We start from the raw sequence: 25,981 nt of genomic DNA, 5'->3' as shown, positions 1-25,981 counted from the left end.
CGGTCGCCGCACCCCACCGCGGCGGCACCGACCGGCCGCCCCTGCCCTCACAGGAGGCCACGCAGATGCGTGACGCAGTGATCGTCGAAGCCGTACGCACCCCCATCGGCAAGGGGAAGCCCAACGGCTCCCTCGCCCAGGTCCACCCCGTCGAACTCCTCGCCCACACCCTGCGCACCCTCGTCGAACGCTCCGGCGTCGACCCCGCGCTCGTCGACGACGTGATCGGCGGCACCGTCGACCAGGTCGGCGAGCAGGCCATGAACACCACGCGGTACGCGGTGCTGTCGGCCGGCTTCCCCGAGACGGTCCCCGCGACCACCGTCGACCGCCAGTGCGGCTCCTCGCAGCAGGCCGTGCACTTCGCCGCGCAGGGCGTCATCTCCGGCGCGTACGACCTGGTCGTCGCGTGCGGGGTGGAGTCGATGAGCCGGGTGCCGATGTGGTCCAACGTGCCGCCCGGCGCCGACCCCTTCGGCCCCGGCGTGGCCGAGCGCTACCCCGAGGGCCTGGTCCCGCAGGGCATCAGCGCCGAACTGATCGCCGCCAAGTGGTCGCTGACCCGTGAGCGGATGGACGCCTTCGCCGTCTCCTCGCACCGGCGGGCGGCGGCGGCCTGGGACCAGGGCCTCTTCGACGCCGAGGTGGCACCCCTGCACGGCGTCTCGCGCGACGAGTGCGTACGGCCCGGGACCACCCCGGAGATCCTCGCGGGGCTGCGGCCCGCCTACGAGGACCCCGGCTTCGCCGAGCGCTTCCCGCAGATCGAGTGGAACGTCACCGCGGGCAACGCCAGCCCGGTCAACGACGGCGCCTCGGCCGTCCTGATCACCTCGGGCGAGACCGCGGCACGTCTCAGTCTTCGCCCGCTCGCCCGGCTGCACAGCTTCGCGGTCACCGGATCCGACCCGCTGCTGATGCTCACCGGTGTGGTCCCGGCGACGGAGAAGGTGCTGCGGCGGGCCGGGCTGTCCCTCGACGACATCGACCTGTTCGAGGTCAACGAGGCCTTCTCCAGTGTCGTCCTGGCCTGGCAGCAGGAGACCGGCGCCGATCTCGCGAGGGTCAACGTGCACGGCGGGGCCATCGCCCTCGGCCATCCCCTCGGCGCCAGCGGCACCCGGCTGACCACGACCCTCGCGCACGCCATGCGCGAGCGCGGCGCCCGCTACGGGCTCCAGACGATGTGCGAGGCGGGCGGCCTGGCCAACGCGATGATCCTGGAGGCCGTCTGAGTCCTCAGCGCCCGCGCAGGTGGCGCCTCCGAGCCCTCAGCGCCCGCGCAGGTGGTGCCGCTTGCGCCAGGCCACCACCGCGCCTGCCAGCGCGGGCAGGGCGATGCAGGCCATCGCGATCAGGAAGGCGGGCGAGGTCGGCGTGGAGGCCCGGGCCCCCGCGACGACGTAGGCGGCGGTGTTCGGGATCGCCCCGAGCGCCGTCGCCAGCAGGAACGGCAGCCAGCCCATCCGGGAGATCGCGGCGCAGTAGTTCGCCGCCTGGAACGGCACCCCTGGGAACAGCCGCACCGCGAGCATCGAGCGGAACCCGTGTCGGCTGAGCTGCCCGTCCGCGGCGGTCAGCAGCCGCCCCCGCAGCAGCGGCCGCAACGCGTCCTGGCCGAGGATCCGCCCCAGACCGAAGGAGAGCCCGGCCCCCAGCACGGTGCCCGCCACGGCCGCGCCCAGCCCCAGCTGCGAGCCGAACAGGGCGCCCGCGGCGAGATTCAGCAGCGGCCGGGGCACGAACGCCACGGTGCACAGTCCGTACGCCACCGCGAAGACGAGGGCCGCCGCCGCGCCGCCGAGATGTGGTGGCCATCCGTCGGCCAGCAGCCGCTGCGGCTCGAACACCAGCACGGTCGTGGCGGCGCCCGCGAGCAGCGCCACGAGCAGCGAGAAACGGGACCAGGGAGAGAGCAGCAGGCGTGTGCAGCGCCCCGCGAGGCCGACGGCGGGGACCGCGACGGGTTCCGGAACGGCGAGGGCGGCGACGACGGCGGTGCCCCCAGAGCGGGTGGTGGCATCGAGCGGCATCCGGTGACACTAACCGACGAACGTGTGTGATCGCCGTATGGTTCGTCTCATGACCGTCACAGGTACCGGCCCCGTAGCGGTCCCGGACAGTGCGCTGGCCGACACCCTGCTGGCACGGCTCACCGACGTCTACCCCGGCGCCGCCGACCCCGAGCGGGCGGCGGCCATGCGCGCGTACATGAAGGACGTGGCGCCCTTCCTGGGCCTGCCCACACCCCTGCGCCGCACCCTGTCGCGCACGGTCACGGCGGGCACCGCCCGGCCCGCCGAACCCGATCTGACGGCCGTGGCCCTGCGCTGCTGGGAGCTGCCGGAACGGGAGTACCACTACTTCGCGGTCGACTATCTGCGCCGGTACGTGAGCCGCTGCTCCTCGGACTTCCTCCCGGTCGCCCGGCACCTGATCGTCACGGTCCCCTGGTGGGACACCGTCGACCTGCTGGCCGCGCATGTGGTCGGGGCGCTGGTCGCGGCCGACCCGGCGCTCGGCGCGGAGATGGACGCCTGGATCGCCGACGACGATCTGTGGATCGCCCGGACCGCTTTGCTCCACCAGCTCCGCCACAAGGGCCGCACGGACCCCGACCGCCTCTTCGCCTACTGCCTCCGCCAGTCCGGCCACCCCGACTTCTTCATCCGCAAGGCGATCGGCTGGGCTCTGCGCGAGTACGCCAGGACGGACCCCGACGCCGTCCGCGCCTTCGTCACGCGCGAACGCGCCCGCTTCGCCCCGCTGACGGTCCGCGAGGCCCTGAGGAACATCGGCACCTGACACAGTCCGGGATCTCTCCCCCCGCACGAATCCATGGCGCGTTCGCGTCCCTGGCTCGCTTCCCCCGGCACCACATAACACCTGGCCGGACGGGTCCCACCCGAGCCGGCCGAACTGATCGAGCGGTCAGTACCGGACAGCCGTCACGGCCGATACCGTTCCTTCCCGTAGCCGTCCGGTAGCGCTGTGTCAGTGCTTGCCCCTAGGCTGGCCCGCATGTCCCCCGATTCCGAGGCCCTTGGTTCCGTGCGCTCCGCCGACGAGGTCAATGAGCGGATCCGCGCGCTGTGGAGACGCGCGGGCGGCAAGCTGACGGCCCAACAGCGCTCGGAGTACGAGCTGTTGGTGGTCCAATGGGCCGAGGCGGTACGCGGCGAGGTGGTCAGGGCCGCCTGAGGCCTCCGACGCGCCTCACCTCCGCAGATGGCCGACCACGTCCTCGCTCAACGGGTAGGCCCGCTCCCGGGGCAACAACGCCTCCGCGGCCTCCAGCTCACCGGCACGCACCAGCTCATGGATCTCCTTCGCCAGCGGCGTGACGTCCTCGATGCCCACGATCCACTCGTCCGCGTAGCGCTCGGTCGCCTCCCCCGCGAGGCCCAGCTGCAACGACCGGTACGGCAGCGGCCGAAGCCGCAGATCCCGCTCCGGATCCCACTGCACCCGCGCCGGCGACCGCTGCAACCGCCGCTTCCACGCGGCCTGGTCGGTGTACAGCTCGGGCACGTAGTGCGACAGACACGCGTTGCGCAGCGCCCACTCGAAGCCGTCCCGGCTGATCTCCACGGCGAGAACGGTCTCCTGCCCCTCCTTCACACCCCAGCCGCAGCGGTACATCATCCACAGGAAGGACGGCTTGATCCAGGTCATCCGGTCGCGCTTCCAGGAGGACGGGAAGCGGCCGTCGCGGGCGGCCGGGCGGCCGATTCCGGGGCGGTAGGCCTGGTAGACGGTGATCGTGGTGTCGGTGTGGCGGGCGCGGACCTGGAATCTCGGCGCGGCGGCGGTCTGCGGCGCGGTCTCCACCACGCCGAGCGGTTGTCGTTCGTTCACGGGCCCAGCCTTGCCGCGGCACACCTCGCACAGCCACCGAATTTCGCGCCGCGCGCCCGGGGCGTCACCCGCCGTCCGGCCGCGCGCCGCACCACGCTCGTCCAACATCCCCCCGCACTCCCCTTGGCTCCCCGCCCGCCACCCCCGACACTGAGCCGATGACGCAGCGTGTGGAGCTTGCGACCGTGATGGACCGGATGGCCGTGGACGAGGTCGTCACCGACTACGCGGTGGCCGTGGACGACGGCGACTGGGAGGCGTACCGTGCGCTGTTCGCGCCGGGTGGGCGGGCCGACTACCGGTCGGCCGGCGGGATCGAGGGGCACGCGGCGGACGTCGCCGGATGGCTGGCGCGGACGATGCGGACGTTCCCGATGCGCCAGCATCTGATCGTCAACCGCCGGGTGCGGTTCGGGATCCTGGAGCGCGAGACCGGCGACACCGCCCTCGTGCAGGCCGACTACATCAACCCCATGAGCACGCTCGGCGAGGGGCCGGCCGTGCCCGACTTCGTGTGCGGCGGCCGGTACGCGTTCGCGCTGGTCCGGACGTACGACGGCTGGCGGCTGCGCGAGGTGGTCGTGCACGAGAAATGGCGGCGCCTGACGGACCGCGCCGGGACTCCTGTGATCAACTGACCCGGTCGGACCGGGCCTCGTCACGGGGCGCTTCTCCGGCCGCGCGCCCTGTACCGAGATCGTCGGGCGCGTGACACTGGAGGCCACGGGGTAGGGAGGCGTCGTATGAGGACGTTCGGGCACTGGCTCACCTCCCCGTGGCGGAGGTCGCTGCTGGCGGCGCTCGCCGGGGCGCTGCCCATGCTCGCCTTCCCGGCCCCGGCCCTGTGGTGGTTCGCCCCCGTGGCGCTGGTGCCGTGGATCCTGCTGGCCCGCGACGCGCCGACCGCGCGCAGAGCGGCGTACGACGGCTGGTCCGGCGGGTTCGGCTTCATGCTGGCGGTGCACCACTGGCTGGTGCCGAACCTGCATGTGTTCACCTTCGTCGTCGCGGCCCTGCTCGGCGCGCTCTGGGCCCCCTGGGGCCTGCTGGTGCGCCGCTTCCTGGCGGGCACACCGGGGCCCGGCCGGATCACCGGCGCGCTGCTCGTGCTGCCCTCGGCGTGGCTGGCGGTGGAGCTGGTGCGCTCCTGGGAGGGGCTGGGCGGCCCGTGGGGCATGCTCGGCGCCAGCCAGTGGCAGGTGACCCCCGCGCTGCGGCTCGCGTCGGTCGGCGGGGTATGGCTGCTGAGCCTGCTGCTGGTGGCGGTGAACACGGCCGTCGCCGTGCTGGTCGTGAACCGCGCGGCCCGGCTGCCCGCGCTCGCCGCGCTGCTCGTCACGGCCGCCGTCACCTCGGCCGCCTGGCTGTGGGCGCCCCGTCCGGACACCGACGGCCGCGTCAGGATCGCCGTGGTCCAGCCCGGTGTGATCCAGGGCGCCGGCAGCCCCGACCGCCGCTTCGACCGCGAGGAACAGCTCACCCGGGCCCTCGTCGGCCAGCGCCCCGATCTGATCGTGTGGGGCGAGAGCAGCGTCGGCTTCGACCTGCGCGACCGGCCCGACCTGGCCCGCCGGATCGCGGCGCTGTCCCGGGCGACGGGCGCCGGGATACTCGTCAACGTGGACGCGCGCCGCTCCGACCGGCCCGGCATCTACAAGAGCTCTGTCCTGGTCGGCCCCGACGGCCTCACCGGCGACCGCTACGACAAGATGCGCCTGGTGCCCTTCGGCGAGTACGTGCCCTTCCGGTCCGTGCTCGGCTGGGCCACCTCCGTCGGCGAGGCGGCGGGCGAGGACCGGCGGCGCGGCACCGAACAGGTCGTGATGGACGTGGGCGGCCTGCGCGTCGGCCCGATGGTCTGCTTCGAGTCGGCCTTCCCCGACATGAGCCGGGCGCTCACCGAGGACGGTGCCCAAGTGCTGGTCGCCCAGTCCGCCACGTCGACGTTCCAGCAGAGCTGGGCACCCGGGCAGCACGCCTCGCTGGCCGCGCTGCGCGCGGCCGAGACCGGCCGGCCGATGGTCCACGCGACGCTGACCGGCGTGTCCGCCGTGTACGGGCCGGACGGCGCCCGGGCCGGCTCGTGGCTCGGCACCGACACGGCGGCCGGCCGGGTCTACGACGTGCCACTGGCCTCCGGCACCACGCCGTACGTCCGCTACGGCGACTGGCCGGTGTACGCGGCCCTGCTGGTGCTGGCCGCGCTGTGCGGCGCGGAGGGGGTCAGGGCGGTGCTCAGGCGCCCGCGGCGGAACGCTCCTGAACCGCGCGCACGACCCGCTCGCACAGCTCGTGAGTGGCCAGCGCGTCCCGTGCGCTGAGCACCCGGCCCTCGCGGACGGCGCCCAGGAAGCCCAGCACCGCCTGCTCGATGCCCCGCTGGCGGGCCACCGGCACCCAGTCGCCGCGCCGCCGCACGGTCGGCTGGCCCTTGTGGTCGATCACCTCGGCCAGGTTCAGCACCTGGCGCTTGGTGTCCTGCCCGGAGACCTCCAGGATCTCCTCGTTGGAGCCGCTGAGCCGGTTCATCACGCCGAGCGCGGTGAAGCCGTCCCCGGCGAGCTGGAGCACGACGTGGTGCAGCAGCCCGTCCCGCACGCGCGCGCGGACCGTGACGTCGTCGACGGGGCCGGGCGCCAGGAAGCGCAGGGTGTCCACGACGTGGATGAAGTCGTCGAGGACCATCGAGCGCGGTTCCTCGGGCAGCCCGACACGGTTCTTCTGCATCAGGATCAGCTCGCGCGGATGGTCCGCGCACTGCTCGTAGGCGGGCGCGCAGCGCCGGTTGAAACCGACCGCGAGCGACACACCGCGCTCCTCCGCGAGAGCGACCAGCCGCTCGGAGTCGGCGAGTTCGTAGGCGAGCGGCTTGTCGACGTACGTCGGTACGCCCGCCTGGAGCAGCCGGGTGACGATCTCGGGGTGCACGGTCGTGGGCGCGTGCACGAACGCGGCGTCGAGGCCCTCGGCGATCAGCGCGTCGAGGTCGCGGTGCCGCTGCCCGGCGGACAGGTGCAGGCTGTCGCCGACCTGGTCGAGGGTGGCCGGGGTGCGCGTCTGGAGGTGCAGCTCGATCCCGGGCTGCGCCCCGAGCACCGGCAGATACGCCTTCTGCGCGATGTCGCCGAGTCCGATGCAGCCGACCTTCACGAGGTACTCCTTAGACGCTTGCCTGACGTGCCCGCCCTGCCGGGCAGCATACGGCGGTGTGCCCCGGTCGACGACACGCCGGGGGCGTGAAAACGGCTGGTGGCGGGGCGGCCGGCCGGCTGACGATGGGCAGCATGACGAGCATCCGCGACCTGCCCGCCCCGGCCGCCGACGAACGCACGATGCTGGAGGGCTGGCTGGACTTCCACCGTGCCACCCTCGCCCGCAAGTGCGCGGGACTCACCGACGAGCAGTTGCGCACGGCGTCGGTGCCGCCGTCCGGGCTGACCCTGATGGGGCTGGTGCGGCACATGGCGGACGTGGAGCGGATCTGGTTCCGCCACGTGCTGACGGACGACTCCCCCGGGCCGATCTACTTCAGCGACGAGGACCCCGACGGCGAGTTCCATCCCACCGAGGCGGACACCTGGCAGGAGGCGCACGCCACCTGGCGGGGCGAGCTGGAGGTGGCCCGGCGCAACGCGGCCGGGTTCGGCCTGGACGACCTGTCCAAGGGCCGCACACGGCACGGCGACGTGCCCAGCCTGCGCTGGATCTACACCCACATGATCGAGGAGTACGCCCGGCACAACGGCCACGCGGACCTCCTGCGCGAGCGCATCGACGGCTCCACCGGCTTCTAGGGCCCTCCTGACGGATCTCCGCGGCGTCGCGGCGCCCGGAACGCACGCGCCGCGTCACCCGGCGGGTGCCCGCGCCCTCCGTACGGGGCCGGAGATCACCCGTGCGGGGCATCCTGCGCCTGTCCGCCGTCCCGGGAGGCGGCGGAGCCACCAGAGTTGCGCGGGTGCATCGAACGACGACCACCGCAACGCTCCTGGTCACCGTGGCTGTCTCGGCCCTCACCGGCTGTGTGACGGTCCAGCGCCCCGTGGCGCCCGGCCCTGCGGCGACACCGGCCCAGCCCGCGTCGCCCCGCCCGGACGGTCACCCCGGGCCGCAGATCGTCCAGGCCCCGGCCCGTGAGGCACTGGAGCTGGCAGGCCGCCGTCCGCCGACGCCACCCCCGTCGCCCGCGCCGCGCGTACCCGCCGCCGGGCCTCCCGCCGCGGCCCGGAACACACCCGCCGGGCCTCCTGCGGCCCCGCGTACCCGTGGCCCCGGCCGCACGCACCCGCAGCCCCACGCGAACAAGCCCCACCGCCCCCGCCCGGCCTTACCGCCCATGGAACTGTCGGACGTCTCGGAGTCCGTCCGGGAGAACACCGACGTCTGCGCGCTCGGCAGAAAGTACGGCGGCTGGCGCGCGGACAGCCCGGAGGCGAGGGTGTGCGAGCAGGCGTACGGACGCTGAGACCACCGCTCGCGCGGGAGGCCCGGTCGGTGGGGGCGTGGTCGTCCAAGGCGTAATGCGGACCTCCCCTTGTGCGGGAGGCCCGGAGCTCCGGTGCCCGGCGTCCCCGGGGCGAAGCACGACCTACGGCCGTCGCGGCGCTCCCCACGGCTCCCCCGGCGGCTCCTCCCCGCCCTCCCGTGCCAGCCGCCGCTCCAGACGGCCGATCGCGGCGCGGACGCCCTCCCCGTAGCCGTCGTCGGCCAGGCACTCCGCCGCGGTGCGGGCGCGGCGGAGGTGGGTGCGGGCGGCGTCGGGCCGGTCGAGCCGGACGTAGTCGGCGGCCAGGTTGAGGTGCAGGGAGGGGTAGAGGGCGCGGACCGCGGGGGCGCCCTCGTGGGCGGCCAGCCGGTCGCCCGTCAGCTCCTCGGCCGCCGTGAGGGCCCGCAGGTCCCAGGCCAGTTCCGCGTCGGGGTCGTCCTGGGTGTCGGCCATGTAGTGGGCGAGGGTGCAGCGGTGCAGGGGGTCGCCGTCCTGGCCGATCTCGGCCCACAGGGCGAGGAAGCGCCCGCGGGCCTCCTCCCGGTCGCCCGCGTGATGCAGCATGACCCCTTGGCCGATCCGGGTCATCACGGCGTCCGGCGCCGCCTGTTCCTGTCGCTCCGCCACCAGGCCGCCCTTCGCAGGTTCCCAGGTCCCGACGCCGCTCCGCACGGATCGCGCCGGACACGCTCGACGCTCCGAACGCTAACCGCAGCGCCCTCCGATCCCGGCCAGGCGGGCCCGTACGGCGCCCGTACGGCACGCCGGTACCGCCCCGGGCGCGGTACGGGACCGGCCCGGGGCGGTGCGGGTCAGCCGAGGTTCGGGATGCGCCAGTCGATCGCGGCGTGGCCCTGCGCGGCGACGGCCTCGTCGATCTGGGTGAAGGGGTGCGAGCCGAAGAACTTCTTCGCGGACAGCGGGGAGGGGTGGGCGCCCTTCACCACGACGTGCCGGGACTCGTCGATCAGGGGGAGCTTCTTCTGCGCGTAGTTGCCCCACAGCACGAACACCGCCGGGTCGGGCCGCCCGGAAACCGCGCGGATCACCGCGTCGGTGAACTTCTCCCAGCCCTTGCCCTTGTGGGAGTTGGCCTCACCTGCGCGGACCGTGAGCACCGCGTTGAGCAGCAGGACGCCCTGCTCGGCCCACGGCATGAGGTAGCCGTTGTCCGGGACGGGCAGACCGAGCTCCGCCTGCATCTCCTTGTAGATGTTCCGCAGGGAGGGCGGGGTCTTCACACCGGGCCTCACCGAGAAGCACAGGCCGTGGCCCTGGCCCTCGCCGTGGTACGGGTCCTGGCCGAGGACGAGGACCTTCACCTCGTCGAAGGGGGTGGCCTCGAGCGCGGCGAACACCTCCTCGCGGGGCGGGTACACGGGACCGTTCGCGCGCTCCTCCTCGACGAACTCCGTCAGCTCCTTGAAGTAGGGCTGCTGGAGCTCGTCGCCCAGGACCCCGCGCCAGGACTCGGGCAGCATGGCGGTGTCGGTCACGTCAACTTCCTCACGGTGTGCGGTCGGTTCCAGAGTTACCAGGACTTCCAGTACTCAGAACCTACAGGCGCCCACTGACAACGGCGCCCCGTACCGCACACCCGCCGGCGCCCCGGCCCGGCCAGGCCGGTGCCGGGCGGTCTACCAGCTCGTCTTCCGGGAAAGCTGCCACATCATCATGATCGAGGACGGGTCGAGGGCCTGGGCCCCGCCGGAGATGTCCTCGTTCGCGGCGACGTACTGCTTGCCCTGCCACAGCGGCAGGAGCCGCGCGTCGTCGACGAGGTGCCGCTGGGCCTCCTCGAAGTCCCGCTTGACCTGCCCGCGGTCGCTCTCGCGGCGTGAGCGCGGCAGCAGGGTGCCGGTGATCTCGGGCGCCGCGTAGGGCGTGCCGAGGGCGTTCTCGTCGCCGACGAACGGGGCGATGAAGTTGTCCGGGTCGGGGAAGTCGGGGGACCAGCCACGGCCGAACACCGCGTACTCGCCCTTCTGGTAGCCCCCGACGTAGGTCTTCCACGGCCGGCTCTTCAGGGTGATCTCGAACAGCCCGGACGCCTCCAGCTGCCGCTTGAGCTCCTTGAAGACCACGGCGGTCTCGGAGCCGTAGCGGTCGGTGGTGTACCAGAAGGTCAGCGGCACCTTCTCGTCGATGCCGGCCTCTTCGAGGATCTTGGCGGCCTGCTCGGCGTCGGGGTCGCCGAAGTTGTCGAAGTAGACGGTGGTGTGGCCGGTGAGACCCGTGGGGATCATGGAGTACAGCGGGTCGACGGTGTCCTTGTAGATCTTGTGCGAGATGGCCGACCGGTCGACGATCTGCGCGACGGCCTTGCGGACGGCGGCCTTGCCCGCCCACTCGTCCTTGGGGTTGAACACCACGTAGCTGATGTCCATGCCGCTGCCCTCGACGAGCTGGAGGCCGGCGCTCTCGTTCTTGATCTGGAGGGAGACGACGTCGTCGGCGGCGAGGCCTCGGTAGGTGACGTCGATGCGCTTGTCCCGCAGGGCGCTGACCATGGAGGCCGAGTCCTGGAAGTAGCGGATCGTCACCGCGTTGTTGCGGCGCTCGGCGCTGCCCTTGTAGTTCTCGTTGCGGACCAGGACGGCCTTGTCGTTCTCGGAGTACGAGTCGAGCTTGTAGGGGCCCGAGCCGTCCACGCGGCCGTCCTCGCGCAGCGCGTCGGCCGGGTACTTGTCCGGGTTGACGATCGACAGCGCCGGGGTGGCGAGCACGAACGGGAAGGTGGCGTCCGGGGTCTTGAGGTGGAACAGAACCTGGTCGTCGCCGCGCGTCTCCACCCGCTCCAGACTGCCGAGCAGTCCCCACGGACCGGTGTCCGCCTTGATCTTCAGGATGCGGTCCACGGAGTGCTTGACGGCCTCGGCGTCCAGCGTGGAGCCGTCGGAGAACTTCAGCCCGCCCCGCAGGGTGCAGCGGTACGTGGTGTTCGAGGTGTCCGTGAAGGCGCACTTCTCGGCCGCGTCCGGCTCGGGCGAGGTCGAGCCCTCCGAATAGCTGAGGAGGGTCTGGTAGACGTTGCGGAACAGCTCCCATGAGCCGTCCCAGGAAGCGGCCGGATCCAACGTGCTGGGGGCACTGGTGGTCCCCACCACGATCGGGCCCTGGTCGTCGTCGCCGCCGTCGGAGAACAGGCTGCATCCGGTTGCCAGGGATATGGACGCGATCGCCGCGATACTCCGCAGGAATCGGTTCCGGTTGAACACGCGCACGCTCCTCGATCTGCCATACCAAGGGTCGGCAGACCCTACCGCGTCGTCGAGGCCCGTAGGAGCGCTCAAACATAACGTAGTTGACACCTTCAAGGATGACTACGTTGTCATCACTCTGGGCTGCACCGTTACGACTCGTTTGACACCTTTCGACGAAGACACGGGCGCCGTTTCCGTCAACCGGAATCCGTCACACTCGACGGTCCGGAAGGGAGGCGGCGCCCGGGTCCTCCACGCCTCGGGGCCGGCGCGTCAGGCGACGCCGGCGTTGAGGAAGATGCCGCCGTCGACGACGAGCGTCTGGCCGGTGACCCAGGCCGACTGCTCCGAGGTGAGGAACGCGGTGGCGCCGCCGATGTCCGAGGGCACACCGAGACGGCCCAGCGGGTAGGCCGCGGCGGCCTCCGCCTCCCGGCCCTCGTACAGGGCCTCGGCGAACTTGGTCTTCACCACGGCCGGGGCGATCGCGTTGACCCGCACCTTCGGCGCGAACTCGTGCGCGAGCTGCACGGTCAGGTTGATCATCGCGGCCTTGCTGATGCCGTAGGCGCCGATGAAGGGCGAGGGTGCGAGACCGGCCACCGAGGCGATGTTGACGATCGCGCCGCCGTTGTCCTTCTGCCAGGCGTGCCAGGTCTTCTGGGCGAAGCCGAGCGCGGAGACCACGTTGGTCTCGAACACCTTGCGGGCGACGTTCAGGTCGAGGTCGGCGATCGCGCCGAACACCGGGTTGGTGCCGGCGTTGTTCACCAGGTAGTCGACCCGCCCGAAGGCCTCCATGGTGCGCTCGACGGCCTGGGCCTGGTGGTCCAGGTCGTGCGCCTTGCCGGCGACACCGATGGCGCGGTCGGCGCCGAGCTTGTCCACGGCCTCCTTGAGCGCGTCCTCGTTGCGGCCGGTGATGCAGACGCGGTCGCCACGGGCGATCAGGGCCTCGGCGACGCCGTAGCCGATGCCCCGGCTGCCGCCGGTGATCAGCGCGACCTTGCCCGAGAGTGCGGGAAGTTCAGTCATGTCCGTGCTCCTGATCACTAGTCGAGCGGGCCGCCGGCCACGTACAGCACCTGGCCGGAGACGAATCCGGCGGCCTCGCCGGTGAAGAAGGCGACGGCGTTGGCGATGTCGTCGGGCTCGCCGACGCGCGCCACGGGGATCATCGTCGCGGCCGCGGCCTTGAAGTCCTCGAAGCCCATGCCGACCCGCTCCGCCGTGGCCGCGGTCATGTCGGTGGCGATGAAGCCCGGGGCGACGGAGTTGGCGGTGATGCCGAACTTGCCGAGCTCCTTGGCCAGGGTCTTGGTGAAGCCCTGGAGGCCGGCCTTGGCGGCGGAGTAGTTGGCCTGGCCGCGGTTGCCGAGCGCGGAGGACGAGGAGAGGTTGACCACGCGGCCGAAGCCGGCGTCGACCATGTGCTTCTGGATGGCCCGGGTCATCAGGAACGAGCCCTTGAGGTGCACGTTCATGACGATGTCCCAGTCCGAGACGCTCATCTTGAACAGCAGGTTGTCGCGCAGGACGCCGGCGTTGTTGACGAGGATCGTGGGCGCGCCCAGCTCCTCGACGACGCGTGCGATCGCGGCCTCGACCTGGGCCTCGTCGGAGACGTCGGCGCCGATGGCGACGGCCCGGCCGCCCGCGGCGGTGATCTTCTCGACCGTGTCCTTGCAGGCGGCCTCGTCGAGGTCGATCACGGCGACCGCGCGGCCCTCGGCCGCCAGTCGTACGGCGGTGGCCGCACCGATACCGCGCGCGGCACCGGTGACTACTGCGACCCGCTGCTCAGTGGTGGACATTGCTGGATCTCCTCGCCCTTGAGAGACGTGACGTGCGGTGAGCGACCGCTTAGTACCTTCAGCAGTCGAGACGCTAGAAGCCATGACACTCCGTGTCAACGCCACACGGCGCCATGTGATCCATTACCCGCCGCGCCCTCCCTTGCCGACGGAAGCGCGGGAAACCCGCCGACGGCCGCTCGGTCGCGGGCGGCATCGAACGCCCGGTCGACCTCGGCGCGCGAGGGACCGGCGTGAGCGGGCGGACGGGGACCGTGCGGCGGCGGGACAGCGGGGCGGCTTGGGCCCCGCGGCCCGATGGCGCGGCGGCGGGACGACCGGGCAGCCCGGGGAGGTGGCCCGTGAGCGCGGCGAGGGGGACGACCCGGACAGCCCGCGAAAGGTGACCCGTCAGCGCGGTAAGGGGGGACCGCCCAGGCAGCCCGGAAAACGTGACCCGTCAGCGCACCAGCAGCTCCAGCAACCGCCGCGTCTCCGCCTCCGGGTCCGCCGTGAGGCCCGTGTGGACCGGGCCCGGCTGGACGATCGTGGAGCGGGGGGCGACCAGCCAGCGGAAGCGGGGGCCGGGGGCGTCTTCAGCGGCCTGGCCCGCCGCGGGGCCGCCCGCGCAGACGCCCTCGACCGCGCGCAGCGCGGCACGCACCCCGGCCAGGTCGGCCTCGGGGTCCAGGGCGAGGAGGCGGGACTCGTCGAGATAGGTGAGCGCGGCGAGGTAGGACCTGGCGCGGCAGTACACGATCACCCCCGCGTTGACACACTCGCCGCGTTCGATGCGCGGCACGACCCGCAGCAGGGCGTACTCGAACACCTCGCGGTCGCCGCCCTGTCCGGCCCGGGTGAAGTGGCGCTCGGTGATGTGCCCGGCGACGTTGATCCGGGTGTCGCTCACTTGATCCCCTCGATCCGTTCGTGAATCACGGCCGCCCGTTCGAGCAGCGGCTCGGCGTAGGCCCGCCGCAGCGCGTCGGCGGAGTCGAAGCCGGGCTCGCCGGCCAGCCACACCTCGGGGATCTCGGCCGTCACCTCGGCGAGCAGGTCCTCGGTGACCCTCGGTGCCAGGTCGGCGGCGGCGGCTGCCACGTCCGGGGCGAAGGAGGCCAGCGCGTGGTCGGAGGCGTCGTAGGGCCGGGCGGCGGAGGCCAGGGCGCCGGACCAGTTGTGGTGCCAGATCATGGTCGCGCCGTGGTCGATCAGCCAGAGCTCGCCCTGCCGCATCAGCATGTTGGGGTTGCGCCAGGACCGGTCGACGTTGTTGACCAGCGCGTCGAACCAGACGATCCGGCCCGCCTCGCCCGGGTCGACCGCGAAGGCGAGCGGGTCGAAGCCGAGGGCGCCGGACAGGAAGTCCATGCCGAGGTTGGTGCCGCCGCTGGACCTCAGCAGGTCCTGCACCTGCTGCTCGGGTTCGCCGAGGCCGAGGAGCGGGTTCAGTTCGACCGTGACCAGGCCGGGCATCCGGAAACCGAGCCGACGGGCCAGTTCGCCCACCACCACCTCGGCGACGAGGGTCTTGCGTCCCTGTCCGGCGCCGCTGAACTTCAGGACGTAGGCGCCGCCGTCGTCGGCCTCGACCAGCCCCGGCAGCGAGCCGCCCTCGCGCAGCGGCGTGATGAACCGGGTCGCGATGACTTCCTTGAGCATCGCCCCAGGTTACTGGGGCGTTCACGGCCGCCGGGACGCGCCCCGGCGGGCCGGGCGGTACGTTCGGGTGACGACGCGCGTGGCGGCTGAACGTGGGCGCCGCGCGGGCCGTAACCCTTTACGGAACCAGGTGACGTCAGGTGAAGGGAACGGCAATGACCAGCGAATCGGTTCAGCCCACGACGGGCCCGGCCCGGCGCACCGTCATGGCGGCGGCCGGGGCGGCGGGGATCGCCGTCGCACTGACCGCGTGCGGGTCCGGCGACGACGGAGGCGGCGACGGCGGTACGGAGACGGGCGCGGGGACGGCCGCGGGGACCGTGCTCGGCAAGACGTCCGAGATCCCCGAGGGCGGCGGCAAGGTGTTCGGGGACGCCAAGGTGGTGGTGACCCAGCCGACGGCGGGCGAGTTCAAGGCGTTCTCCTCGACCTGCACCCATCAGGGCTGCCAGGTCAAGGAGATCGCGGACGGGATCATCCACTGCCCCTGTCACCAGAGCGAGTTCTCGGTGACGGACGGCAGCGTGAAGAAGGGCCCGGCGACCAAGCCGTTGCCCGCGGAGCAGATCACGGTCGACGGCGACACCATCACCCTGGTGTGAGGATCAGCCCCGGCGGGGCCTCTTGAGGGCGCTCAGCACGTCGTCGGTGGTGGCGAGGGTGGCCACCAGCGCGAGGGTGTTGCGGATCATCGCGGTCGTGTACGCGGCGGGTACCCCGGCGATCGCGTCGGTCGGGACGACGGCGGTGTAGCCGAGGTTCACCGCGTCGAAGACGGCGTTGGGGATCGCCACGTTGGCCGAGACGCCGGTGACGACCAGCGTGCGGCAGCCGAGGTTGCGCAGCAGCGCGTCGACCTCGGTGCCGTGCAGCGGCGACAGCCCGTGCAGCCGCCGTACGACGAAGTCCTCCTCGGCCACCTCGAGCGGCGGGGCCACGCGTACCGCGGTCGTGCCGGACAGCTGGCGCACGGGCAGTCGCTCGGCGGCCCGGAACAGCCGCGCGTTGCGGTTCGCGCCGCGTCCGTCGGGACGGCGTTCGGCCAGGGCGTGGATCACCTGCACACCGCTGGAGCGGGCCGCCGTGACCAGCTGGGCGATCCGGTGGAGCGCCCCCGACGCCCGTGCCTCGCGGGCGAGTTCGGGCAGCGCGGCGTCCGGGCCCACCACACCCTGCTGACACTCGACGGTGAGCAGGACGGTCGACGCGGGGTCCAGGATCTCGCGCAGGGCGTCGTACGACGGCATGGCACTCCCCCTTGTCACCGGCGGCCGGTCGGGCGAGAGTAGCGGCCGTTGCGTACGGGCGGAAGACGAGCCATGCTCCGTCCTGACGGACCGTCAGCTCCGCGGTGGGCGGAGGCGATCGCGAGGCCGGAGGGACTGACATGCCCGTGACCCAGCGCCGGGGCCGGAGAATCATGATGTCGGCCGAGGAGACGGACGCCTTCCTCGCCGCCGAACGCACCTGCCGGGTCGCGACCGTGTCCGCCGACGGCGCCCCGCACGTCAGCCCGCTCTGGTTCGTCTGGGACGGCGAAGCGCTGTGGCTGTACTCGATCACCCGCAGCAAGCGCTGGGCCGACCTGCGCCGCGACCCGCGCGTGGCCGTCACGGTCGACGCCGGCCACTACTACGACGAGCTGCGCGGTGTCGAGCTGGCCGGCCGGGTGGACGTCGTGGGCGAGGTGCCGCGCACCGGTCTCGACGTCCCCGAACTCGCCGCCGTGGAGGTGCTGTTCGCCCGCAAGTACTTCGCGATCGACGAACTCCCGCACGACGGGCGGCACGCGTGGCTGCGCCTGGTTCCCGAGACGGTCAGGTCGTGGGACTTCCGGAAGCTGGCGTCGCCGCGGTAGTCCCCGACACGGACTCCCCCGCCGCCCGCAGCGCCCGTACCGCGGCCCGGATCGAGGGCCTGCGGTCGGCGTCCGCGCGCCACACGACGTAGACGTGCCGCCGCACCCGCTGGCGCAGCGGCACGGTCACCACACCCTCGGGGATGGGGTGCCGGCCGAGCAGCGGCGCGATGCACACCCCGAGGCCCGCGGCGACCAGCCCGAGCTGGGTGTGCGTCTCGGCCGCGCGATGGCCGACGATCGGCTCGACGCCCCGGGAGCGCAGCGTGAACATCAGCCACTCGTGGCAGAACTCCCCTTCACCCCAGGTGATCCACTCGTCCTCGGCGAACTCCCCGAGGTCCACCTCGCCGCGGCCGGCGAGCCGGTGCCCGGCGGGCATCGCCACATCGGCGGGATCGTCCAGGATGGGCGCCTTGACCAGGCCGTCCGGCAGCGGCATCGGCTTGTTGTACCAGTCGAGCACGACCGCCAGGTCGAGATCGCCGCGCACCACGGCCCGGATGCCGTCCTCCGGCTCCAGCTCGCAGGAGCGCACACGCAGACGGGCGTGCTCGGCGCGCAGGGCGGCCAGCGCGGTCGGGAACAGCCCGCGCGCGGCCGTCGGGAACGCCGACAGCCGCAGCTCACCGGCCACCTGTCCGCGCTGCGCCTCCAGATCGGACTGGGCGAGCTGCACCTGCGACAGGATGCGCGCCGCGTGCTCGGCCAGCAGCCGGCCCGCGTCCGTGAGCCGCACACCCCGCCCGTGCCGGGCGAGGATCTGCTGCCCGACCTCCCGCTCCAGCTTGGCCATCTGCTGCGAGACGGCCGAGGTGGTGATGTGCAGCCCCTCCGCGGCGCCGCTGACCGAGCCGTGCCGCGCGAGGGCGTCGAGGGTGCGCAGGCGCTCCAGATTCAACATATAAGCGATGCTACGAGATAACGGGCGCGTATTCTCGATTGTGCTAAGAGATCGTCCGGCGGCATCGTGGTCCCCATGACGACCGCCCGCACGCCCGCGACGACCCGGCCCACCGGCCCCGCCGGACCGGAAGCCACGCCCACCCGCTCCCGCCGCGCCCTCGACTGGCGCCTGCGCTTCGCCGGGCTCTCCCTGATCTGGGGCTTCAGCTTCCTGCTCATCAAGGTGGGCACCGACGGCTACGCCCCCTTCCAGGTCACCCTCGGCCGCCTGGTCTTCGGTACGGCGGTGCTGGCGGCCGCGATGGCGGTGAAGCGGGAACGGCTGCCGCGCGGCGCGCGGACCTGGGGGCATCTGGCGGTCGCCGCGCTGCTGCTCAACGCGCTGCCGTTCTCGCTGTTCGCCTACTCCGAGCTGACCATCCCCTCGACCCTGGCCGGCATCTGCAACGCCACCTCACCGCTGTGGGGCATGGCCCTGTCGCTGGTCGCCCTCTCCGAGGACCGGCCGACACGGCTGCGGGTCGCCGGGCTGGGCATCGGCTTCCTCGGGGTGCTGACGGTGCTGGGCGCCTGGCAGGGCTTCGCCGGGCTGGACGCGACCGGCACGGCCCTGGCGCTGCTCGCCTCCCTGAGCTACCCCGTCGGCTGGATCTACGTCCGCCGCACGCTCGCCGGTGCCGGGCACTCGCATCTGTCCCTGACGGGCGCCCAGTTGCTGCTCGCCACCCTGCAACTGGCCGTCGTGACACCCCTGTCCACCTCCCTGCCGACCGGCTTCGCGCCCGGCCCCCTGCTGGCGATCGCCGCCCTCGGCGCCCTCGGCACGGGGCTGGCCGTCCTGATCCAGTACGGCCTGGTCGACGAGGTGGGCCCGACGACGGCCCAGATGGTCACGTACTTCATCCCCGTCGTCGCCACCGCCGCCGGGGTCGCCCTGCTCGGCGAGTCCCTGGCCTGGTCGACACCGGTCGGCGCGGTGATCGTGCTGGCGGGCGCGGCGCTGACGCAGGCGCGGCCGAGGGCGCGGGACTGAACCGGGCCGGTGCGGGAGGCGCGCCGCCGCCGTGCGTGCGGGAGGCGCATGGCCGCCGCCGTGCGCGTGAGGTAGGCGCGCCGCCGTACGCGTGAGGCGCTTCCGGTGTGCGGGAGAGCCGCGCACCCGGGCACTCGTGGCCGAAGGCCGCCCGTCTCAGACGTACCGCCGCCCCTCCCCCGCCCCCACCGCCGAGGCGATGGCGTCCGCGAGCGGGCCCGTGTCGTCGGCGGTGAGCGACGACACGGTGATCCGGATGCCGGGCGGCGACTTCAGCCGGAAGCGTGCGCCGGGCGCCACCGCCCAGCCCGCGTGCAGCAGCCGGGCGACCGCGCCGGTCTCGTCCGGCACCGGGATCCAGACGTTCATGCCGGTGCGCCCGTGGCCCGTGACGCCCCGCTCGGCGAGCGCGGCGATCAGCGCGTCCCGGCGCCGCCCGTAGGCCGCCGCGACGGCACCCGCGTCCACCGCGCCGTCGGCCCACAGCCGCACGACCGCGCGCTGGGTGATCCGGCTGATCCAGCCCGGTCCCAGCCGCTGCCGCCCGCGGACCCGGCCGAGGGTGACCTCGTCGCCCGTGAGCACGGCGAGCCGCAGATCGGGGCCGTAGGCCTTGGCGGCGGACCGTACGAGCGCCCAGTACCGGGTGGTGCCGGCCAGCGGGTGCAGGGGCAGGCCGACGATCCGGTGGCCGTGGTCGTCCTCGATCAGCAGGGTGCCGGGATGCTCCCGGAGGACCTCGCGCAGGGCACGCGCGCGAGGGGCCGTCACGGCGGCGCCGGTCGGGTTCTGCGCCCGGCAGGTGACGATCAGGGCACGCGCCCCGGCTTCCAGGGCCGCGCGGACGTCGTCGGGGAGAGGCCCGTCGTCGTCGACGCCGACGGGGTGCAGGCGCAGCCCGAGCGCCGGGACGAGGTCGAGGACACTGCCCCAGCCCGGGTCCTCCACGGCGACGGTGTCGCCCGGCTTGAGGTGGGCGGCGAGCACGCGTTCGATGGCGTCGAGGGACCCGGAGGTGACGGCCACCGGCCCGGCCGGCACGCCGTCGGCGTCCAGGTCGGCGCGCGCCGAACGGGCCAGCTCCGGCTCGACCTCCGCGTCCCCGTACAGCACCGGCCGCCGGTCGCCCTGCTCCGCGGCCGCCGCGAAGGCCGGGGCGAGCGCGGGCAGCAGGGCCGGGTCCGGGTTGCCGTTCGCCACGTCGCGTACGCCCTCGGGCACGTCGACGCGGATGTACTCGCGCCCGCTGGTGGCGGGCCTCGGCCGCACCCTGCTGCCGCGACGGCCGTGGGTCTCGATGACACCGCGTTCACGCAGGACGCGGTAGGCGGCCGCGACGGTGTTGGGATTCACCCCGAGGCGCTCGGCCAACTCGCGCATGGGCGGAAGCAGTTGACCCGGCTCCAGCTCACCCGCGGCCACCGCGCGCTCGACGCTGGCGGAAATCTCCGCTGCGCCCCGCCCTTCGATCCGATATTCTCCTAGCACAAACATAATTATGCACTAGTGCAATGGAGAACACCATGCAGGGGACCTCGCAGCCGACGGCACCCGCCGCCTACACGCCGACCGACCGCACCGTCCCCACTCGTTCCGCGGAACGCGCCGCCTACGACAAGGAGCTGGTGCACGCGATATTGGACGAGGGCTATGTCTGCCACCTCGGCTTCGTGCGGGAGGGTGCCCCGGTGGTGCTGCCCACCCTGTACGGCCGGGTCGGCGAGCGCCTCTACGTGCACGGTTCGACGGGTTCGCGCCCCCTGCGGATGACCGGGCAGGCGGACCCGGGACTGCCGGTGTGCCTGACGGTGACCCATGTCGACGGACTGGTGCTGGCGCGCTCGGCCTTCCACCACTCGATCAACTACCGCTCGGTGGTGGTGCACGGCGTCGCCCACGACGTGACCGACCCCGAGGAGAAGCGGGCCGCCCTCGACGCGCTCGTCGACCACGTCGTACCCGGCCGCGCCGCCGACTCCCGGCCCGCCAACAAGAAGGAACTCGCCGCCACGGCCGTCATCCGCCTCGATCTGGACGAGGTCTCCGCCAAGGTCCGCACCGGCGGGGTGAGCGAGGAGCCCGAGGACTACGCCCTGTCCCACTGGGCCGGTGTCGTCCCGCTCCGCAAGGGCTACGACGTCCCGCTGCCCGACGCCGGACTCGCCCCCGGCACCGGCCTGCCGGACTACCTGGCGTCGATGCTCTGATGCTCGTCCACCCCTGGGACGCACCCAAGGAGGACGCCGAGTGGCAGCGCTGGCTGGCCGTGCACGACTTCGGCCAGCTCGCCGTCAACGGCCCGCCCGGCGAGCCGCCGCACGTCCAGCCCCTGCACTTCGCCTACGACGCCGGGCGCGGCGACGCCGTGACCCATCTGGCCCGCCCGAACCCGCTGTGGCCCGCGCTCGAGGCGGCCGCCGACGTCGTCCTCAGCGTGGTCGACGACTACGTGTACGTGCCCGGCCCCTGGCAGGCCGCCCCCGGCACCCCGCCCGAGCACGGCACACCGACCAGCCTCTACGCGGCGGTCCAGCTGCGCTGCCGGCCGTGGATCGTCGACGACCCGGAGGAGAAGGCCGCGCTGCTCGCCCGCCAGATGGCGCACTTCCAGCCCGAGGGCGGCTCGGCCCCCGTGGTGGCGGGTGAGGCGCCGTACGGCCGGATGCTGCCCGGGATCCGCGGGCTGCGGCTGGAGGTGACCGGCGTCCGGGCGAAGTTCAAGTACGCGGGCAGCAAGGCGGCCGTCGTCCAGGACCGGATAGCGGAGCACCTCGCCGAACGGGCGGGCCCGCGGGACGGGGCGGCCCGCGAGCACGTGCTGCGCAGACGGCCGACGTCGTAGGCGGGCGTGGGAGCGGCCTGGGGGCGAGCGTGGGGGCTCGGCTGCGACAGCGAGGCGCCCTCGCCGGTCCCGCCCGCTAGGACCCCGCCCCCCGCGAGGACAGCTCGTGCTCCTCCCGCTCCCGCGCGCCGCCGCTCGCCACGGCCTCGGCGGAGCCCTTCGCCGGGGTGGAGGACTGGGCGATGAGGGCGCCGACCAGGACGACCAGGCCGCCCACCACCTGCGGGGCGGAGAGGTGCTCGCCCAGCAGCACCCAGGCCAGGACCGTCGCGATGACCGCCTCCAGACAGGCCACGACGCCGGCGACCTGCGGCGAGAGCCGCCGGACCGAGACCACGCCGGTGACGTAGGCGACGACGGTGGCGATCAGCACGATCCAGGCCAGCAGGGCCACGGCCGGGACCTCGGCGCCGTCCATCTCGGCGGTGCCGCCCAGCACGGACCAGTCCATTCCCCACGGCCTGGCGATCACCGTCAGCACGGCGGCGCCGATCAGCAGACCGTAGGCGATGACGCCGAGCGGATCGGGGGCGTCCTCGCCGGAGTCGCTGCCCTGGTCGGCCAGCACGAAGTAACCCACCTGGCAGCAGGCGGCGCCGAGGGCCAGCAGGAGTCCGACCGCGTCGAAGCCCAGGCCGGACCAGACCTCGACCACACAGGCGAGGCCACCGGCCGCGAGCACCACCCCGAACGCGGCGGCACGGGTCACCGGCCTCCGCTGGACGAACCGCACCCAGCCGAGAACCAGCGCGGGCGCGAGGTACTCCACGAGCAGCGCGACGCCCACCGGGACACGGGAGATGGCCGCGAAGTAGAAGGCCTGCACACCGGCCACGGCGAGCAGTCCGAACCCGGCGAGCAGCGCGGGACGGCGGCGCAGCAGCGCCCGGTGGCGCACCGCGAGCGGCAGCATCACCAGGGCGGCGCCGGCCACCCGTAGCCACACCACGTGCAGCGGGTCCAGGCCCGCCTCGATGAGCGGCTTGGCCGCGACTCCGGACCCACCGAAGGCGAGGGCCGAACCGAGGGCGAGCGCGAGGCCCACGCCCTTCCCACCGCCACCCGTACTGCTGCTGTTCGTCTGCACCGGCACATGATGACAGGCGACGACATGAGCGTCACCCCCGATGACACCTGTCTCAGCCGACGGACCTCAGAGCGTCAGGTCGCCCTCGGGTCCTTGAGCGTTCACCTCGGGCCCCTGGGCGGTCGCCCCGACTCCTTGAGCGGTCGCCTCGATCCGCAGGAACAGCTCGCGCGCGTCGATCCCGGCGCGGGTGAGCACCTCGACGGCGCGCGACCGCGGGTCCGCCACGACGGCCGCGAGCAGGTCGAGCCCGCGCGCGGGCGCTTCACCGCGCTCGGCGGCACGTGTGCGTGCCCGCTCCAGCGCGGCCGAGGCCGACGGCGAGCAGCCCGCGGCGCCGCTCACCACGGGGACGGCGCCGGAGTCCTCGACGGTGCTCTGCCAGCGCAGTCCGTAGCCGATGCAGCGCTGGACGAGATAGCCGAGCAGCCGGGCGACCTGCGCCTCGCCCTCGAAGACGGTGCCCACCTCGGGGTCGGACTCCAGCAGCGAGTGCAGCACATGGGCGGTGTCGATCTGCCGGTCCCCGTCGCGCAGGGCCCTTCTGCGGGCGCCCGCGAGCACCGCCACGAGCTCGGCGCCGAGCCCGGCGGTGTCGTCCTCTGCGGGCCGGCCGACCTGGTCGCCGGTCGACTGGCCGGGAATACGGTGTTGCACGTCCTCCACCCCATCAGTCCCGGTCGCCGCTGTCATCCCCGGCTGGGAGCATTCTCGGGTCCCACGGGGAGTGGACAAGGGCGCCCGCTTTCTCCTCCTCGGGGATGAGATCAGGCCAGTCGTCGGGAAGGGGCGCGCGCCGATTCGCCTCACGCCCCGCAGGCAACCACGCGACCCACGCCGCACGTCACTGCTGCATGTGGAGAGCTGGTACCGGCTGGTGGAGCTGCCCGCCGTCGACGGCGGGCAGTACGCGTACCCGGTCTACGCCCCGGAGGACGCGCTGCTCGCCGATCTGTTCCGGGACGCCTGGCACTGCCACGACGAGGGCCCCCACCCGCGCGCCCGGGACGTGTTCGACGCCGCGCTGATCCGCAAGATGGGCTGAACCGTGAGGTGGGCCGAACCCGCGCCTCGCGCACGCTTTCTGACGGCTCATCAGTATTGAAGGTTCATGCCTCCGGAGCTACGTTCCGCGACACCGCAGCCCTACACGAAGAGGTGGTCGCATGGCCGAAGTCAGCGCTCAGGCACGGATCGAGGCACCCGCGGAGAAGGTGTGGGAGCGGCTCACCGACTGGTCCGCCTACGCCGAGTGGAACGCGACCCACACCGGCTTCCCGTCGGGCGGGCCTGCGGCCCTAGCGGTGGGCGTGACGTTCATGGAGAACATGAAGCTGATGGGGTTCCCGGCCGAGGTCGAGTGGACCGTGGCCGAACTGGAACCCGCCCGGCTGCTGGCCGTCCGGGGCAAGGGCCCGATGGCGGTCGCCCTCGTCACGCGCTACACCCTCAGCCCGGAGGGCGGGGGCACGGCGGTGCGGATCGACGGGGAGTTCACCGGTGCCGCCGTCTCGCTGATGGCGGGCCGCCTCAAGGACTCGGCGACGGCCGCGCTGGAGGAGTCGCTGCGCAAACTGGGCGGCCTGGTGACGTGAGGGCGCCGGAACGCCGCGAGGCGCCCCGCGGCGTACACCGCGGGGCGCCCTGAAAGCACACCTTCCGGGGCCCGGCCTCAGTCCTCGTCGGCCAGGATGAGGTACAGCTTCTTACGGGCCTCGTTGATGACCCCCAGCGCCTTCTCGCGCTGCTCCTTGCTGCCGGTCTTCCAGACCTGCCCGAAGGCCTCCATCAGGCCGAAGCCGGCCTGGCGGATCTCACCGAGGGCCTCCCAGTCGACGCTGCGCCCGGCCTCCTCCCAGGGGGCCTCGGGGCCCTCCTCGGCGGCGGCTCGGCCGGCCTCGGTGAGGGAGAACAGCTTCTTGCCGCCCTCGCTCTCGCTGACGATCAGGCCCTCGTCCTCCAGCAGTTGGAGGGTCGGGTAGACCGAGCCGGGGCTGGGCCGCCAGGCTCCGCCGCTGCGCTCGCCGATCTCCTGGATCATCTCGTAGCCGTGCATGGGCCGGTCCCTGAGCAGGGCGAGGATCGAGGCCCGTACGTCACCGCGCCGCGCCCTCCCCCTGGGACCTCCTCGCCCGCGGCCTCCCCAGGGGCCGAAGCCGGGCCCTCCGGGACCGAAGCCGGGCCCTCCCGGCCCGAACGGACCGAAGGCCGCCCGCTGCCCCTCGAAACCCTGCCGGCCGCGCCCGAAGGGACCGTCCGGCCTGCATCCACGCTCGAATCCATGGGTACGCATCGCAACCACTCCATTCCATCGTTGATCTGTCGCGATGCTTCAACGATATATCGGAACAGTTCGTTCGACAACCCTTCATCGGTCCAGAGGGGGTGAATTGGCCTTGGCCTGCGGGTTCGTCCCGCGGCTACGGTTCGTGCCCATGCGGATTCGAATCATCGACGCCTTCACCGACCGCCCCTTCGCGGGCAATCCGGCCGGTGTCCTGCTGCTGGACGCCTTCCCGGACGACGAGCGGATGCAGAGGATCGCGAGGGAGGTGAACCACGCCGAGACGGCGTTCGCGCACCCCCTTCCGGAGGGCGGCGAGGCGGACTGGGCGCTGCGGTGGTTCACGCCGGCCGCCGAGGTCGCGATGTGCGGCCACGCCACCCTCGCCACGGCCCACGCGCTCGCCGCCGCCGGCACGCACAAGGGTCCCGTACGGTTCGCCACCCGCAGCGGGGTGCTCGTGGCGACGCCCGGCGAGGACGGCTGGATCACCCTGGACTTCCCGACCGCGCCGCTCACCCGCGTCGCGGTCCCGGACGGCATCGCCGAGGCCCTCGGCGCCGAACCGCTGAGCTGCTTCGACACCGGACCGAACGTCGGCGACCTGCTGGTCGAGCTGCCGGACGAGCGGACCGTCCGCACCCTGCTGCCCGACCTGCGGGCCATCGGCGCGCACTCCGCGCGCGGCGTCATCGCCACCGCCCGCGCCGAGGACCCCGCCCGCGGCCAAGACTTCGTCTCGCGCTGCTTCTTCCCCAACGTCGGCATCGACGAGGACCCGGTCACCGGCAGCGCCCACACCGCGCTCGCCCCGTTCTGGTCCGAGCGTCTCGGCCGCACCGAGCTGACCGGGCTGCAGGCCTCGCCCCGCTCGGGCCTGGTGCGCACCCGCCTGCTCGGCGACCGCACCCTGCTGACCGGCCGCGCGGTCACGACGATCGACGGCGAGCTCCTCGTCTGAACACGACC

Annotated in this window: 31 protein-coding genes; 15 read left to right on the top strand and 16 right to left on the bottom strand. The window is 73.0% G+C overall.

Going from position 1 to position 25,981, the window contains the following annotated elements; genetic code table 11:
- Positions 1 to 65 precede the first annotated feature (65 nt).
- Positions 66 to 1,235 carry a thiolase family protein gene (locus tag ACFYR0_RS05225; RefSeq protein WP_389322067.1) on the top strand — a complete coding sequence of 390 codons (1,170 nt, stop codon included), beginning with the start codon at positions 66 to 68 and terminating at the stop codon, positions 1,233 to 1,235.
- 36 nt (positions 1,236 to 1,271) lie between these two features.
- On the opposite strand, the gene ACFYR0_RS05220 is transcribed toward ACFYR0_RS05225, so the two are convergent.
- Entirely contained in the window at positions 1,272 to 2,033 is a 762-nt protein-coding gene (locus ACFYR0_RS05220; protein ID WP_389322065.1) for a TVP38/TMEM64 family protein, read from the bottom strand.
- A gap of 49 nt (positions 2,034 to 2,082) precedes the next feature.
- Between ACFYR0_RS05220 and ACFYR0_RS05215 the strand changes: the two genes are divergently transcribed.
- Positions 2,083 to 2,805: a DNA alkylation repair protein gene (locus ACFYR0_RS05215; RefSeq protein WP_389322063.1), complete on the top strand. Its 723-nt coding sequence runs from the start codon at positions 2,083 to 2,085 to the stop codon at positions 2,803 to 2,805.
- Positions 2,806 to 3,021: 216 nt separating this feature from the next.
- Positions 3,022 to 3,201, top strand: coding sequence for a hypothetical protein (locus ACFYR0_RS05210; RefSeq protein ID WP_386383636.1), 180 nt, complete (start codon positions 3,022 to 3,024; stop codon positions 3,199 to 3,201).
- Positions 3,202 to 3,216: 15 nt separating this feature from the next.
- Here ACFYR0_RS05210 and ACFYR0_RS05205 read toward each other — a convergent pair whose 3' ends face one another.
- Entirely contained in the window at positions 3,217 to 3,858 is a 642-nt protein-coding gene (locus ACFYR0_RS05205; protein ID WP_389322061.1) for a DUF4291 domain-containing protein, read from the bottom strand.
- Between the two features lie 158 nt (positions 3,859 to 4,016).
- Between ACFYR0_RS05205 and ACFYR0_RS05200 the strand changes: the two genes are divergently transcribed.
- Both ACFYR0_RS05200 and lnt read left to right on the top strand, forming a co-directional pair.
- A complete protein-coding gene (locus tag ACFYR0_RS05200) occupies positions 4,017 to 4,496 on the top strand; it encodes a nuclear transport factor 2 family protein (protein WP_389322059.1) in 480 nt (159 codons plus the stop codon).
- Positions 4,497 to 4,601: 105 nt separating this feature from the next.
- Positions 4,602 to 6,179 (top strand): apolipoprotein N-acyltransferase, encoded by a 1,578-nt coding sequence (gene lnt, locus ACFYR0_RS05195; RefSeq protein ID WP_389322057.1) that lies wholly within the window; start codon positions 4,602 to 4,604, stop codon positions 6,177 to 6,179.
- Here lnt and ACFYR0_RS05190 read toward each other — a convergent pair.
- The gene (locus tag ACFYR0_RS05190) at positions 6,094 to 7,008 is read right to left on the bottom strand and encodes a Gfo/Idh/MocA family protein (protein ID WP_389322055.1); all 915 of its coding nucleotides are present in this window, start codon (positions 7,006 to 7,008) and stop codon (positions 6,094 to 6,096) included. The two genes, lnt and ACFYR0_RS05190, sit on opposite strands and share 86 nt — an antisense overlap.
- 134 nt (positions 7,009 to 7,142) lie before the next feature.
- On the opposite strand from ACFYR0_RS05190, the gene ACFYR0_RS05185 reads away from it, so the two are divergent.
- A complete protein-coding gene (locus ACFYR0_RS05185) occupies positions 7,143 to 7,652 on the top strand; it encodes a DinB family protein (protein ID WP_389322053.1) in 510 nt (169 codons plus the stop codon).
- 542 nt (positions 7,653 to 8,194) lie between these two features.
- On the top strand, positions 8,195 to 8,323 hold the full coding sequence (locus ACFYR0_RS05180; protein WP_389322051.1) for a hypothetical protein: 129 nt from the start codon (positions 8,195 to 8,197) through the stop codon (positions 8,321 to 8,323).
- Positions 8,324 to 8,446: 123 nt separating this feature from the next.
- Here ACFYR0_RS05180 and ACFYR0_RS05175 read toward each other — a convergent pair whose 3' ends face one another.
- The 7 genes from ACFYR0_RS05175 to ACFYR0_RS05145 all read right to left on the bottom strand — a co-directional run bounded on the left by ACFYR0_RS05175 (position 8,447) and on the right by ACFYR0_RS05145 (position 15,002).
- Positions 8,447 to 8,971: a hypothetical protein gene (locus ACFYR0_RS05175; RefSeq protein WP_389322049.1), complete on the bottom strand. Its 525-nt coding sequence runs from the start codon at positions 8,969 to 8,971 to the stop codon at positions 8,447 to 8,449.
- A gap of 185 nt (positions 8,972 to 9,156) precedes the next feature.
- Positions 9,157 to 9,840 carry a uracil-DNA glycosylase gene (gene ung / locus ACFYR0_RS05170; protein ID WP_389322047.1) on the bottom strand — a complete coding sequence of 228 codons (684 nt, stop codon included), beginning with the start codon at positions 9,838 to 9,840 and terminating at the stop codon, positions 9,157 to 9,159.
- A 141-nt stretch (positions 9,841 to 9,981) separates the two neighbouring features.
- Positions 9,982 to 11,562 carry an ABC transporter substrate-binding protein gene (locus ACFYR0_RS05165; RefSeq protein ID WP_389322045.1) on the bottom strand — a complete coding sequence of 527 codons (1,581 nt, stop codon included), beginning with the start codon at positions 11,560 to 11,562 and terminating at the stop codon, positions 9,982 to 9,984.
- 258 nt (positions 11,563 to 11,820) lie between these two features.
- Positions 11,821 to 12,582, bottom strand: coding sequence for an SDR family oxidoreductase (locus ACFYR0_RS05160; RefSeq protein ID WP_389322043.1), 762 nt, complete (start codon positions 12,580 to 12,582; stop codon positions 11,821 to 11,823).
- A gap of 17 nt (positions 12,583 to 12,599) precedes the next feature.
- Positions 12,600 to 13,361, bottom strand: a complete 762-nt coding sequence (gene fabG / locus ACFYR0_RS05155) for a 3-oxoacyl-ACP reductase FabG (RefSeq protein ID WP_386383611.1) — start codon at positions 13,359 to 13,361, stop codon at positions 12,600 to 12,602.
- A gap of 439 nt (positions 13,362 to 13,800) precedes the next feature.
- On the bottom strand, positions 13,801 to 14,217 hold the full coding sequence (locus ACFYR0_RS05150) for a DUF3037 domain-containing protein (RefSeq protein WP_389322782.1): 417 nt from the start codon (positions 14,215 to 14,217) through the stop codon (positions 13,801 to 13,803).
- Between the two features lie 29 nt (positions 14,218 to 14,246).
- Positions 14,247 to 15,002 (bottom strand): HipA family kinase, encoded by a 756-nt coding sequence (locus ACFYR0_RS05145; protein ID WP_389322041.1) that lies wholly within the window; start codon positions 15,000 to 15,002, stop codon positions 14,247 to 14,249.
- 155 nt (positions 15,003 to 15,157) lie between these two features.
- Between ACFYR0_RS05145 and ACFYR0_RS05140 the strand changes: the two genes are divergently transcribed.
- Positions 15,158 to 15,604, top strand: coding sequence for a Rieske (2Fe-2S) protein (locus ACFYR0_RS05140; protein ID WP_389322039.1), 447 nt, complete (start codon positions 15,158 to 15,160; stop codon positions 15,602 to 15,604).
- 3 nt (positions 15,605 to 15,607) lie between these two features.
- Here the strand turns inward: ACFYR0_RS05140 and ACFYR0_RS05135 are convergent, their stop codons facing one another.
- Positions 15,608 to 16,249, bottom strand: coding sequence for a cysteine hydrolase (locus tag ACFYR0_RS05135; protein WP_389322037.1), 642 nt, complete (start codon positions 16,247 to 16,249; stop codon positions 15,608 to 15,610).
- Between the two features lie 140 nt (positions 16,250 to 16,389).
- On the opposite strand from ACFYR0_RS05135, the gene ACFYR0_RS05130 reads away from it, so the two are divergent.
- Positions 16,390 to 16,860, top strand: coding sequence for a pyridoxamine 5'-phosphate oxidase family protein (locus tag ACFYR0_RS05130; protein ID WP_389322035.1), 471 nt, complete (start codon positions 16,390 to 16,392; stop codon positions 16,858 to 16,860).
- Here the strand turns inward: ACFYR0_RS05130 and ACFYR0_RS05125 are convergent.
- The gene (locus ACFYR0_RS05125; protein ID WP_389322033.1) at positions 16,820 to 17,764 is read right to left on the bottom strand and encodes a LysR family transcriptional regulator; all 945 of its coding nucleotides are present in this window, start codon (positions 17,762 to 17,764) and stop codon (positions 16,820 to 16,822) included. The genes ACFYR0_RS05130 and ACFYR0_RS05125 overlap by 41 nt on opposite strands.
- 75 nt (positions 17,765 to 17,839) lie before the next feature.
- On the opposite strand from ACFYR0_RS05125, the gene ACFYR0_RS05120 reads away from it, so the two are divergent.
- Complete coding sequence (locus ACFYR0_RS05120) at positions 17,840 to 18,799, top strand: DMT family transporter (RefSeq protein WP_389322031.1); 960 nt, start codon at positions 17,840 to 17,842, stop codon at positions 18,797 to 18,799.
- Positions 18,800 to 18,955: 156 nt separating this feature from the next.
- On the opposite strand, the gene ACFYR0_RS05115 is transcribed toward ACFYR0_RS05120, so the two are convergent.
- Entirely contained in the window at positions 18,956 to 20,287 is a 1,332-nt protein-coding gene (locus ACFYR0_RS05115) for an aminotransferase class I/II-fold pyridoxal phosphate-dependent enzyme (protein ID WP_389322029.1), read from the bottom strand.
- A 35-nt stretch (positions 20,288 to 20,322) separates the two neighbouring features.
- On the opposite strand from ACFYR0_RS05115, the gene ACFYR0_RS05110 reads away from it, so the two are divergent.
- Entirely contained in the window at positions 20,323 to 21,006 is a 684-nt protein-coding gene (locus ACFYR0_RS05110) for a pyridoxamine 5'-phosphate oxidase family protein (protein WP_389322780.1), read from the top strand.
- A complete protein-coding gene (locus tag ACFYR0_RS05105; RefSeq protein ID WP_389322027.1) occupies positions 21,006 to 21,641 on the top strand; it encodes an FMN-binding negative transcriptional regulator in 636 nt (211 codons plus the stop codon). Before ACFYR0_RS05110 ends, ACFYR0_RS05105 begins: the two co-directional genes overlap by 1 nt.
- A gap of 76 nt (positions 21,642 to 21,717) precedes the next feature.
- Here the strand turns inward: ACFYR0_RS05105 and ACFYR0_RS05100 are convergent, their stop codons facing one another.
- Complete coding sequence (locus ACFYR0_RS05100) at positions 21,718 to 22,734, bottom strand: DMT family transporter (RefSeq protein WP_389322025.1); 1,017 nt, start codon at positions 22,732 to 22,734, stop codon at positions 21,718 to 21,720.
- Positions 22,735 to 22,794: 60 nt separating this feature from the next.
- Positions 22,795 to 23,385: a Clp protease N-terminal domain-containing protein gene (locus tag ACFYR0_RS05095; RefSeq protein WP_389322023.1), complete on the bottom strand. Its 591-nt coding sequence runs from the start codon at positions 23,383 to 23,385 to the stop codon at positions 22,795 to 22,797.
- Between the two features lie 199 nt (positions 23,386 to 23,584).
- Between ACFYR0_RS05095 and ACFYR0_RS05090 the strand changes: the two genes are divergently transcribed.
- Positions 23,585 to 23,773, top strand: coding sequence for a hypothetical protein (locus ACFYR0_RS05090; protein ID WP_389322807.1), 189 nt, complete (start codon positions 23,585 to 23,587; stop codon positions 23,771 to 23,773).
- A 121-nt stretch (positions 23,774 to 23,894) separates the two neighbouring features.
- Positions 23,895 to 24,323, top strand: coding sequence for an SRPBCC family protein (locus tag ACFYR0_RS05085; RefSeq protein WP_389322021.1), 429 nt, complete (start codon positions 23,895 to 23,897; stop codon positions 24,321 to 24,323).
- A gap of 77 nt (positions 24,324 to 24,400) precedes the next feature.
- Here the strand turns inward: ACFYR0_RS05085 and ACFYR0_RS05080 are convergent, their stop codons facing one another.
- A complete protein-coding gene (locus ACFYR0_RS05080; protein ID WP_389322019.1) occupies positions 24,401 to 25,021 on the bottom strand; it encodes a PadR family transcriptional regulator in 621 nt (206 codons plus the stop codon).
- 142 nt (positions 25,022 to 25,163) lie between these two features.
- Between ACFYR0_RS05080 and ACFYR0_RS05075 the strand changes: the two genes are divergently transcribed.
- Positions 25,164 to 25,973, top strand: coding sequence for a PhzF family phenazine biosynthesis protein (locus tag ACFYR0_RS05075; protein ID WP_389322017.1), 810 nt, complete (start codon positions 25,164 to 25,166; stop codon positions 25,971 to 25,973).
- Positions 25,974 to 25,981: the final 8 nt, after the last annotated feature.

It is taken from the genome of Streptomyces sp. NPDC005017 (assembly GCF_042873115.1).
Classification (GTDB): Bacteria; Actinomycetota; Actinomycetes; order Streptomycetales; family Streptomycetaceae; genus Streptomyces.
This window is presented reverse-complemented; position numbering and strand designations above follow the sequence as displayed.